Genomic DNA, 11,884 nt, shown 5'->3' with positions numbered 1-11,884 from the left:
TGTATTTGGAATGAATTAATTTATTAATTTCTTGTTTCTCCCCCCCCTATTAATTCAGGGGAAATTGTTTCCATACCCACTAACGATTCATCTTTCGTAAGCTGAATCAATCGCACACCTTGAGTATTGCGTCCCATTTGAGAAATTTCATTGGCACGAGTCCGAACTAATGTACCTTTATCACTAATAAGCAATACATCATCATTATTAAGCACCTGTGTTGCTGAAACGACTTTTCCATTACGATTATTAATACGAATCGCAATAACTCCCTGACCACCACGACTAGTCAACCGATAATCATCTAATATCGTGCGTTGTCCATAACCATGTATCGTCGCTGTCAAGATATTGCGGTTTGGTTTGACAATAATCAATGCAATAACATTTTGCTCTGGTTTTAATTTAATACCTCGCACACCACATGCTGAACGACCCATTTCACGCACCTCTTTTTCGTGAAAACGAATAGCTCTCCCAGCATCTGTCATGAGCATCACTTCTTGCTTACCATCGGTAATATCCGCACCCACCAAACGATTCCCTTTACTTAACACTAAAACAATTTTACCATGCATGCGTGGATGGGAAAATTCTGATAAAGAAACTTTTTTTACCGACCCTTGTGCTGTTGCCATAAAAACATAATGCGAACTATCGTAGTAGCGAATCGGTAAAATCGCTGAAATGTGTTCATCTTTCTCTAATGGGAGCAGATTAACGATAGGTCGACCACGGGCTGTCCGAGTACCTTGTGGAACTTGATACACTTTGAGCCAATATACCTTCCCTTGCGTCGAAAAACATAAAATCGTATCATGCGTATTCGCCACTAAGATATTTTTCACAAAATCTTGTTCTTTCACAGCCGCTGCTAACTTACCACGACCCCCTCGACGTTGTGCTTGATAACTACTTAAAGATTGTGATTTAATATAACCTTCATGAGAAAGTGTCACCACCATGTGCTCTTCGGGAATTAGATCTTCACTGGTTGGTTCGTATTGTGTGTCAATAATAGTCGTTCGTCGTTGATCACCGAATTGCTTTTTCACCTCCACTAATTCATCACGGATCACATGATGCAGTTGATCTGAATTAGAAATAATTAAAATTAATTTGCTAATATGATCCATAATATTAATGTATTCTTCTCGGACTTTTTCAGTTTCAAGTCCGGTCAAACGATGCAATCGTGAGTCTAAAATCGCTTCTCCCTGTGCTGGAGATAAACGATAACCTTCTTTTTTCAATCCATATTCAGATGCTAAATTATCAGAACAAGTATGATTACTACCTACCCTTTTCAACAATTTTTCAACAGCTCCTGGCTTCCAGATCTGTGTTAATAGATTTTCTTTTGCAAGAACAGGCGTTTTTGCCCGTTTAAGCAGTGTGATAACTTCATCAATATTAGAAAGTGCCACTCCTAGTCCTTCCAAAATATGCGCTCTTTCTCGTGCATTACGCAATTCAAAAAGAGTACGGCGTGTTACGACTTCACGTCTATGTTTTAAAAAAGCGTCAAACAATTGTTTTAAATTCAATATACGAGGTTGACCATTATCCAATGCTACCATGTTGATGCCAAAAACAGTTTGTAGCTGTGTTTGCGCATATAAATTATTAAGTACCACTTTGACATTATCACTACGACTAATCTCAATAACCATTCGCATACCACTTTTATCGGACTCATCGCGCAATCCCGCAATACCTTCAATTTTCTTTTCTCGCACCAATTCACCGATTTTTTCCAATAAACGTGCTTTATTTACCTGATAGGGTAATTCGTACACCACAATTGAAGAACGTCCATTTTTCGTAGTTTCAATTTCAACTTTCGCACGTATACAAATGCGACCGCGCCCTGTTTTATAAGCTTGAATAATACCACTACGACCATTAATTATTCCTGCTGTAGGAAAATCAGGGCCTGGAATATAACGCATCAATTCTTCAATAGTTAAATTCGAATTATCAATTAAAGCCAATGTCGCATTGATCATTTCACTTAAATTATGTGGCGGAATATTAGTAGCCATTCCTACCGCAATTCCTGAAGAACCATTAACTAATAAGTGAGGAATTCGGGTGGGTAGCACCAAAGGTGCCATCTCAGTTTCATCATAATTTGGGGAAAAATCAACAGTATCTTTGTCCAGATCCGCCATTAAAGCGTTGGCAAAACGAGACAAACGAATCTCAGTATAACGCATAGCTGCCGGCGCGTCACCATCTACCGAACCAAAGTTTCCTTGGCCATCCACGAGTAGGTAACGCAAGCTAAAAGGTTGCGCCATCCGCACAATCGTGTCGTATACCGCTATATCTCCGTGAGGATGATATTTACCGATCACATCACCTACAATACGTGCAGACTTTTTATAAGGTTTATTCCAATCGTTTCTCAATTCGCTCATCGCATATAGTACACGACGATGCACCGGTTTCAGGCCGTCCCGTATATCTGGTAGCGCACGACCAACAATGACGCTCATCGCATAATCAAGATAGGATCGCTTGAGCTCATCTTCAATCATGATTGGTACGATTTCTTGTGCAAAGTCCACTGCGAATGCTACCTATTTTTTCTTTGAAAACAAATGATTACTAATTTAACAAAATGAAAAGCATTGTATCACATCTAAACAGTCTTGATAAGTAAAGACATAGACTTAAAGTGCACTTAATTCACTAGACTGATTTTAAAACCCTAATCAACCTAAGGTTACTCTCTCTTCTTTTGATAACATAGAGAACAAAGGAGTAAAAAGATGCATTATTTTCCAAGAAGCAGTAGAGGAGGGATAAAACTTAAAATGTTGCGAAATATATTGGATCGAGTGGAATCGATCTTATAGAGAGCAATATAACGCAAACCACAAAAATATTTTGAAACATCCTTATGTTGAATTAGATGATTCGGCAAAGCTCAAAAAATCCCCGATACTACTTCTATCAAATGCCATAATTCAGGGATACAAAAGTTGGATAATGGAATGAGATGATAGGACTTCAATTTAGATGGTGCTCCTCACCATAAACTTAAAGAATTTAGTGATATGAGTAAGTAGGTAGATTATTTTAGGCATAAATATTTTTCTGTTGCCCAATGAATACTGATATTTCAAGATCATGGGTGTTAAAACATTAAACTAATTACTGAATATATCTTTGAGAAAACAAAATATTTTTTTTCAACCTAATTATTGAGGTATATCACTTAGAGATTGTTTGCCAAAAATTGAAGTTCGTGCTACAATTTTAGCGGTATGAACTTATTTGTAAAATAATCCCTATCAATTAGACTGATGTCTATCTTTTCCGTTAATATACCTTCTTTGTATCAAAAATAAGAAGTGTATCCTTAATGGAAAATATCGATTTACTAATTAGTGCACGTTGGATTTTACCTATCGCTCCGGAAAACAAAATTTTGGAAGCCCATACATTAGCGATACGCGGCGAATATATTGTAGCTCTTCTTCCTTTAGATGAAGCTAAAGAAAAATATCATGCTGAACAATATTTGAATCTGAAAAATCATGTTTTAATGCCTGGCCTAATTAATGCACATACACATACACCAATGAATCTCTTTCGTGGATTAGCAGATGATCTTCAACTTTTTCATTGGCTTCAAAAATATATTTGGCCCGCTGAAAGAACACTGATCAATAATAAATTTGTAAGAGACGGTACACAATTAGCTATTGCAGAAATGTTACGTGGAGGAACAACCTGCTTTAACGATCATTATTTCTTACACAATACGATTGCTGAGACGGCCCATAAATCTGGTATTCGCGCCTGTGTAGGTATTTTAATAATGAATGTTCCTACAAAATGGGCAAAAGATGAAAAAACCTATTTAACTTGTGCAGAAAAAACCTTATTGCAAAAAGAACATCGCTCCCTAATTACCTGGACATTAGCACCTCACGCACCTTACACAATTAGCGACACTGCACTCATGCAAATTGAAAAACTATCGGATCAATATGACCTGCCCATTCACATGCATCTCCATGAAACAAGAGATGAAATCGCACAAGGACTAAAAGAATACGGCAAAAGACCGCTCACACGTTTACACAAACTTGGTTTATTATCACACCGATTAATCGCTGTACACATGACGCAACTTACTTCAGAAGAAATTGAGCTCCTCTATCATAAACGGATAAACGTCGTCCACTGCCCTGAATCTAATTTAAAGCTTGCCAGCGGCATAGCTCCTGTTGTTCAATTATTAAAGGCCGGAATCAATGTAGCGATTGGGACCGATAGTGCTGCCAGTAATAACGATCTAGATTTATTTGGTGAAATGAGAACGGCGGCCTTTGTAGCAAAAATACTGAACACTGATCCTACTCAATTGCTTGCTGCAGAGGTTATAAAAATGGCAACGCTTAATGGGGCAAAAGCGTTAGGACTCGGTGATAAAGTCGGCTCATTGGAAGCTGGGAAATTTGCTGATATCATTGCGATGGACTTAAGTTCTTTTCTAACACAACCCGTCTTTAATCCCATGTCGCACTTGGTTTATGCGATGAGTCGACTACAAGTGAGTGACGTATGGGTAGCAGGTAAACAACTTTTACGAGAAGGTAAATTTACAAAATTAGATATCAAGCGCATACTTGAAGATAGTTCAAAATGGACTGAAAAAGTATTACCTTTCAAAGCAGTTGCAGAACTGGAAACTGTCAATTGTGTAATGTAAATATCACTACTTAAAGAATCATAATCGTTTTGAAATTAGCCTACAGGATGAGCTACAAAATAAGATCAAAATGTACTTACCCCGTTGAAAATTGAATCTATTAATCAGCTATCCAAACAAACTTAATCTATTATTGAAACAACTAATTTTATATCATTTGAAATGGGTGTTTCAACTAATTGATTATACGGAAGTTATGAACGCCATTAGTTGTTCAGCATTTGCTATTACGAGCTCCCACCTTTTTGATTTGATACCTAATGGACAAGGACTGGTGATGTCACCACATCACAAGCAAATCCTTGAAAAATTGCTGTCTTTGCATCGGCTTCAAAACATTTTCCGGAAAAATACAGATTATTTTATTAATAGAGAGTGTAAATCATATATTCCGCATCCTGTGTATATTATAGGTTGTCCTTTACGTTACAATAGGTAATCTCAGTTTCTGAGAATTAATTAACTTCGATTGCTACTGAATTTCATTCAGTGACGACAATATTAGTGTGGACACGTCATATAAAGCACAAAAATTAATCAAGGTGATTTCAAAAAAGATATCTTTAAAAGAAAAATTCGCCATCTATTTTGTATAATACTTATATCTCGTGTTAGCCTGTAAGGACTAACCTACCGACAGCTTTATCGTGTTTTTCTGTCCTAGTCAGTTACACTTATTCATTCTGGTTCTATCGGAAATGTTGTTATAGAAAATGTTGTTTGTTTATTTAATAGATTGAAAATTAAATGCGGTGCTAATCCACAAAAACTTTCAAAATTGGATGAATGATTTGCGATTATCTAAGTCAATTACCACGATCAAAATAGGTGCATAATTCATAATTGTATTATTGCTTAGTTTTGGAAATGCCTTTTAGATTCGTTGGATTGTATCACAAACCATTACTGCTTCTTTAAGTTCTAAATCTCTTAATGTAATACATGGCTTTTTCTAATTCTCATAGATGTTTCGTCAATTGTCTCATGATATGGTAAATACTCCTTGCTGTTTCTTTTTCTACTGCTTATACCTGATCAATAAGCCGACTTTTTATAAAAGGCGCACCTTCAATAATTGCACTTCAATAATTTCAGTAGTAGCTTTGGAATACTCTTTGGGGTAACATGTTGTTTTTATCGTAAACTACCTAAAGTGTTCATCCTATTTTCTTCTTCCATGGTCTTATTTATCGAATCAGTAACACATAACACAACCGTATGCAAGAGCTCTACCTATGCACATTTTCTAGACACACCTTATATGTTTGAATCAATGAACGCTTAGAATGCAAAAACCTTTTTCTTAGTATCTACGGTTACTACCAAAGAAACTTCTAAAAAAAACATCCAACATCTCACGCTAAATTAATTCCTATTAACGTGTTAAAGTGTCCAAGACGTAAATCCCCAATAATTTCTACGCATTCTACCGTCTCAATATTGTAGTACGCATAATAGGCACATATTGCATGATCGGAAGAATATTCTGTTAAATCTTTTCTGCCCATTCATTTAGTTAACATAGCTACTAAACATACTCGTTCTAAGAAGTGTGCTTTTTAATTTCTGATAATAAATCATCAATCCAACATGACAACTAGCCAAATTGCAATTTCGGAATTCGTTAGTTAGGCCAATCAGTATTATCAATAGTTCTGTATGCTTCAAAGATAATATAATAATAAATAAGCAGCTAAACTTTATGTTTGTTAAACTAATTTTGAAAGTTCCTTTTTTCATATTCATATATTCTAATTTTTATTGCTGTGATGACTTTTAAATATGTTTGAGTACTACCTAAATATAGCAATATGCAGGAAATAATTTTGCATCTCCACGAATATAGAATACAATAATTACTCATCGTTGGTATAATTGATATGCTGATGCTTGTTATTAATTACGCTATATCATAACAAGCAGTTAGAAACTTCTTTCTTTAGGAAACTACTTCCTTTTGGTGAAGGACAATGAGATAGTGAACTCACTATAAAAAGAAAATATATTAAATGCCATACTAACATGAGAATCCTTACCATTTTGAGATTTTCATCATTATAAAAACTCTAGATGAGCATTTGTCTATTTTCTCAATCAGCATTCTGTAGTTATTGCAAATATTGTTGAATAATTTTTATCATCTAGCATTGAAATTTTAAGATAATACTTTCATAAACAGCACACTCATAGTGCTTTGAATTGTTCTAAAAAACATCTATTACATCCCTCGATACCTGCAAATACGAAATATGAAGGAAGATAAACATTATTAATCTGATTAATACATTATTAATCAGATTAATACTTATAGACAATAGACTTTTAAAGTGTTTTAAAATAGATTGTAGATTATTTTCTTAAGTGGCAAGCACGGAACCCGTTATTCCTAAATCAATGTGATTCTTGATAAGTAGCTCGTACGTGGTTTGTACTAATTTGATGTATGTATGATATTCTTGACAAGTACAACAAGTTATATATCACTTCCTACGTATCACCTCCCACCTACTACGAACGACTTGGTAACGTTCTTTACAAAGAATAGTCGCAAAACACGCTGTTGAGGAAGCATCAAAACGCATTATTGTCAGTAAAGACTAAAATTCTAATTGATCCGGTGTTTCAGCAGGATACGCATACCAACTTTGCATTTGATTCAGTCGAAGTCTTCCACATCTGTAAGGTTTAAGTGAGATATAATCGAAAGCTTAATGTATCAAAATAGCAAGCGTTTTAATTTTCTTCCTAAGTATGGACTGGCTCCTCGGGAGGGACTCGAACCCCCGACAAAGTGATTAACAGTCACCTGCTCTACCAACTGAGCTACCGAGGACGTTGCAGAATAAAGTCGTATATTACTGACTAATGCATCGGGAATCAACTGAGCTATTGATCGAGTATCGTTGCCAATCTGTTCATTGCTTTAGTTAATTTTTTCTCGCTCACCGCACAAGAAAGACGAATATGATTTTTAGCACCGAAAGCGCTACCAGGCATCACTACTACATTAGTTTTATCTAATAAATAGGTAGATAATTCAATATCGGATTTTAATCCAAGTCGCTGTATCGTCAATGAGAGATCTGGAAAAAGATAAAACGCACCATCTGCTGGGATGCAACATATACCTTTCATTTGATCTAGTGTTGAAAGCAAAAAATCGTGGCGGGATTTATACGCTTCATACATATAGTTAAAATCTTGACGCTCATAGCCTAATGCACTAGTGGCAGCTGCTTGGGCAATTGAATTGGGAGAGGAAGTACTTTGTGATTGGATTTTTTTCATTGCTTGGACAATACGTTTAGCGGCAGCAGCATAACCAATTCGCCAGCCGGTCATTGCATAGGCTTTTGACATGCCATTAACAACGATCGTACGTTCACGTAGTTCAGGGCATATGTTAACTATATTAACAAAACGATTTTTCCCCCAGAAAATATATTCATAAATATCATCAGAGAGAATCAAAATCTGTGGATGCTGTAATAAAACATCTGCCAAGGCTTTTAATTCACCTTCTGAATAAGCAACACCAGAAGGATTGCTCGGGCTGTTCAGAATTAATAAACGTGTTTTTGGTGTAATGGCTTTCGATAGTTGTTCGGGAGTAATTTTAAAATTTTGTATAATTGTTGTTTGAACGATTACTGGCTTTGCTTCTGCTATTTCTACCATAGGCGGATAGCTTACCCAATAAGGAGCTGGAATAATAGCTTCATCGTTCGGATTAAGTATTGCCATAATAGCATTATAAATTGATTGCTTGGCTCCGCTACTCACAATAATTTCATTGGGTTCATAGTCTAAGTGATTATCGCGCTTTAATTTATGAGTGATAGCAGCTTTTAAGACTGGTGTGCCATCTACGTTAGTGTATTTTGTGAATCCTTGATGGATAGCATCGATAGCGAAGCTTTTGATAAAGTCTGGAGTATCGAAATCGGGTTCACCAGCACTAAGACTGATTATGTCACGCCCTTTGCTTTTTAATTCACGAGCTAAATCCGAAATAGCTAAAGTAGCTGAAGGTTCAATTTTCTGGGCTCTCACAGATAAGATGGCATTCACGTTTAGACTCCTTAAAGATTGCTTGGTAGAGTAGCGAAAAATAAACTTATAAACAATGAGGATACTAGAAAGGTGCAGTTTTGCAATTTTGATCGGCAATCTAAGTTTCGAGAAAAGTTCATCCAATATATTCTCAATCTTCAACGTTGAATAAAAGTCTTCAATGTTGAATAAAATAGAATAAACTTTAATAATATTTATTCCAATTATTTTATATTTGCACTACTTATTCACTAAGTGTTAAGTGTGTTAGAGAGTTAAGGAACATAATAATGGTTAAATAGAATAATGCAGCTTGTATTTGAGTAGCGATGGACTTTATAAAAAGAAAAGAAAAACTGAGTGATTAACGATGATAAGTAAGGCTTTGTTTCTTCCGTAAACTATCTAGGCATATTGACTATGCCTGACAAAGTAATACAATTGAGAACCAAGCCTTTCGCTCGTATCATTGTCTCTTTTTATGTATTAATTAAAAGTAATCGATGCAATGAGACAGAGTAGATTTTCTGTCTGTTTTTTTATCTCAATTAAATAAGAAAAATTTCTCTCACACGAAATGTGATAGGCCAGGGACATAAATAAATAAATAATATCGGTCACATATGTGCAACACACGTCTTAATTATAAGGATTTGTTAATTTGACATGAACATAATTAAAGGTGTATGCGTAGAAAATAGAAAACGATCATCTCGCCTATGAATATAAAAAGGTTTTTATCTTAAAAATAACAAAAGAGATTTTGATTTCGTTGCTACTAAATTAAATAATTAGTTAGTATCTAGTTAATGTTATTAGAAAGTAGGTTTAGATTTGACATCAAATACGCATGATATTCAGCTGAATTTATGTAAAAATCCGAAATCCGAAAATCAAAAAGTCATATTATCTTTTTTAAGAACATTTGCTCTAGACAATATACAACCATATGTCATATATAAAAATAAATAAGGGCATTAGATAGTTACAAATCTATATATCCTAAATACTTAATAGTATATAATAAGATAAAATAAACACATGATTGTGGGCATAAAAGTCGCAAATCCACGCATAACGAGTAACATGAGGAAACTCACAATAATCAAAAGACTGTTAAAGAACTTAGCATATGAGTATGCTGCTTTTTAAAAAGGAAAAATTCTGGGAAAAAATCACTCGATAAAAGATCGCCCCTATATTCTGATGGCTGCTGGAAAGATAAGCAGCAGCATTTTTCAACTCTGTGCAGTATCATATAGTCCTTCTCTAGCCATCACATCTTAATTAATTATTATTGTAGTTAGTTTCTAAATATATTTCGAAGAAAGAAAACTGAATCAATGACGCAAAAAAGTTTGAATAAAAATCTATTGGCTTTTATTATATTACTCATGGCCCCCTTGAGTGGGGTAGGTATTGATATTTATACGCCTTCATTGCCTGTTATTACCCACTATTTTGCTGTTAAGGCGTCTTTAATTAAATTAACGTTAAGTGTTTATTTATTGGGATTAGGATTTGGTCAATTTATTTTTGGTATCTTATCAGACAGCTTCGGTCGACGTCGATTATTACTATCAGGAATGATAATTTATATTCTTGTTTCTGCTAGTATTGCAATATCTTTTAATATCAGCATGCTGCTCACTTTGCGTTTTTTACAAGGATTAATTACCGGCGTGCCCGCGGTCATTTATCGCTCTATTATGATGGACTGTTTTAAAGGTTCTTCATTAAAACAAATAACAGGGAACGCTTCCATTATATGGGCGCTAGGCCCTATCATTGCACCTTTAATTGGGAGCTATCTACAGCATTATTTCAACTGGCAGGCTAATTTTTATTTTTTGTGTATCTATGGATTTATTTTGTTATTATTAGTTTACTTTTTCTTACCTGAAACGATTCTGGAATTTACTCCTTTTATTTTTAATATCCACGTAAAGAATGTGCTTCAAATTCTTAAACATCGTTTGTTCATGATGATAGCCATTACAATCTCGCTCGGCTCTTCAGTACCTGTTATTTTTAATGTTGTTGCTCCTTATATGATCCAAACTATTTTAGGACATACTGCTGTATTTTATGGTCATATCGCTTTATTTACGGGTTTAGCCTATTTTATAGGCTGCCTTTCCAATAATTGGATTATCAAAGAATATTCCCTCAAAAACGTAATATTAACAGGATTAATCACAGTCAATATAGGCGGTTTAATCAGTGTATTTTTAGCTATTTTTTATGGCATGCATTGGATTACGATTTTATTTCCTATGCTTCTCATTTATTTGGCCTACGGGTGGGTTCAACCAAATGGTTTTATTAGAGCTATTAGTGTATTCCCTAGAGCTTCAGGGACAGTGAGTTCTTTATGGGGGTCGTTGATATTGATCACCTCTTCTTTTATCTGTTCATTGGCTATTCTTTTAGAAATACATAATTTAATACAGTTTTCATTAGCTATTTTTGTATTGGGATTAATTTATTTAATCGTAAATCTTTTATTCATACATCCTTATTTTTCGGAAGAATATTAATTTTTTTAGAATCCATAATGTTCGTTATTGCTACTTGGCTTTAAGATGTAGGATTTTTTTAGAGGCTTTATTTTAATAAATTCAAAAAATCTTTGGAATTACTAATAGCCATATCGATTTTGGTGACGCTTCATTACGATCACTGCAATACCCAATACCACAGTACATGGTATTCACTGCATTACCTTAATCACATCCAAAATACATTCATTCTATAAAAATTTCTAATGTGGATAACGTGGATTTTTCATTAATAATTAACGATAAAACAAAAACAAAAAATCTTACCACTTATCCTATTGTTTGTTTTGTAAGATATCGTAAGGTCTTTTATCATGGTGTTTATAAGACTTCGACCGCAGCCATACATATATATATATTCGGATTAAAAGGCAATTTGTGTTAATAATTCCCGAACAATTTCAGTGTAGCTGATGAAAAATACAATATTACCAGGGTATCAAACATTCAAATGATAGTACAACAAGTATCCAATTATCGTTAAACTTTTAGTAGCTTAGAATTACTTAATTGGTAGCTCATAAGTCATCTAAAAATAAAA

5 protein-coding genes and 1 tRNA gene are annotated in these 11,884 nt (G+C 34.5%); 2 read left to right on the top strand and 4 right to left on the bottom strand.

What is annotated here, in order from left to right:
• Positions 1-23: 23 nt before the first annotated feature.
• Positions 24-2,543, bottom strand: coding sequence for a DNA gyrase subunit A (gene gyrA / locus CEAn_RS01625; protein ID WP_211924144.1), 2,520 nt, complete (start codon positions 2,541-2,543; stop codon positions 24-26).
• An 830-nt stretch (positions 2,544-3,373) separates the two neighbouring features.
• Here gyrA and CEAn_RS01620 point away from each other — a divergent pair.
• Positions 3,374-4,729: a TRZ/ATZ family hydrolase gene (locus CEAn_RS01620; RefSeq protein WP_211924079.1), complete on the top strand. Its 1,356-nt coding sequence runs from the start codon at positions 3,374-3,376 to the stop codon at positions 4,727-4,729.
• A 1,355-nt stretch (positions 4,730-6,084) separates the two neighbouring features.
• Here CEAn_RS01620 and CEAn_RS01615 read toward each other — a convergent pair.
• From CEAn_RS01615 to CEAn_RS01605, 3 genes are all read right to left on the bottom strand, one after another.
• Positions 6,085-6,237, bottom strand: coding sequence for a hypothetical protein (locus CEAn_RS01615; RefSeq protein WP_211924078.1), 153 nt, complete (start codon positions 6,235-6,237; stop codon positions 6,085-6,087).
• 1,249 nt (positions 6,238-7,486) lie between these two features.
• A tRNA-Asn gene (locus tag CEAn_RS01610) sits at positions 7,487-7,562 on the bottom strand.
• Positions 7,563-7,615: 53 nt separating this feature from the next.
• Complete coding sequence (locus CEAn_RS01605; protein WP_211924077.1) at positions 7,616-8,800, bottom strand: pyridoxal phosphate-dependent aminotransferase; 1,185 nt, start codon at positions 8,798-8,800, stop codon at positions 7,616-7,618.
• 1,325 nt (positions 8,801-10,125) lie between these two features.
• Between CEAn_RS01605 and CEAn_RS01600 the strand changes: the two genes are divergently transcribed.
• Positions 10,126-11,322, top strand: a complete 1,197-nt coding sequence (locus tag CEAn_RS01600; protein ID WP_211924076.1) for a multidrug effflux MFS transporter — start codon at positions 10,126-10,128, stop codon at positions 11,320-11,322.
• The last annotated feature ends 562 nt before the right edge of the window (positions 11,323-11,884 follow it).

The sequence above is a fragment of the Coxiella endosymbiont of Amblyomma nuttalli genome, from assembly GCF_018107685.1.
Lineage (GTDB): Bacteria > Pseudomonadota > Gammaproteobacteria > Coxiellales > Coxiellaceae > Coxiella.
The sequence above is the reverse complement of the archived record's forward strand: the minus strand, read 5'-3'. Positions and strand labels throughout refer to the sequence as shown.

What these genes read in the sequence shown, in the direction of transcription:
- gyrA (WP_211924144.1), bottom strand. Translation starts at nt 2,543, where the DNA reads ATGATTGAAGATGAGCTCAAGCGATCCTATCTTGATTATGCGATGAGC.
- CEAn_RS01620 (WP_211924079.1), top strand. Translation starts at nt 3,374, where the DNA reads ATGGAAAATATCGATTTACTAATTAGTGCACGTTGGATTTTACCTATC.
- CEAn_RS01615 (WP_211924078.1), bottom strand. Translation starts at nt 6,237, where the DNA reads ATGGGCAGAAAAGATTTAACAGAATATTCTTCCGATCATGCAATATGT.
- CEAn_RS01600 (WP_211924076.1), top strand. Translation starts at nt 10,126, where the DNA reads ATGACGCAAAAAAGTTTGAATAAAAATCTATTGGCTTTTATTATATTA.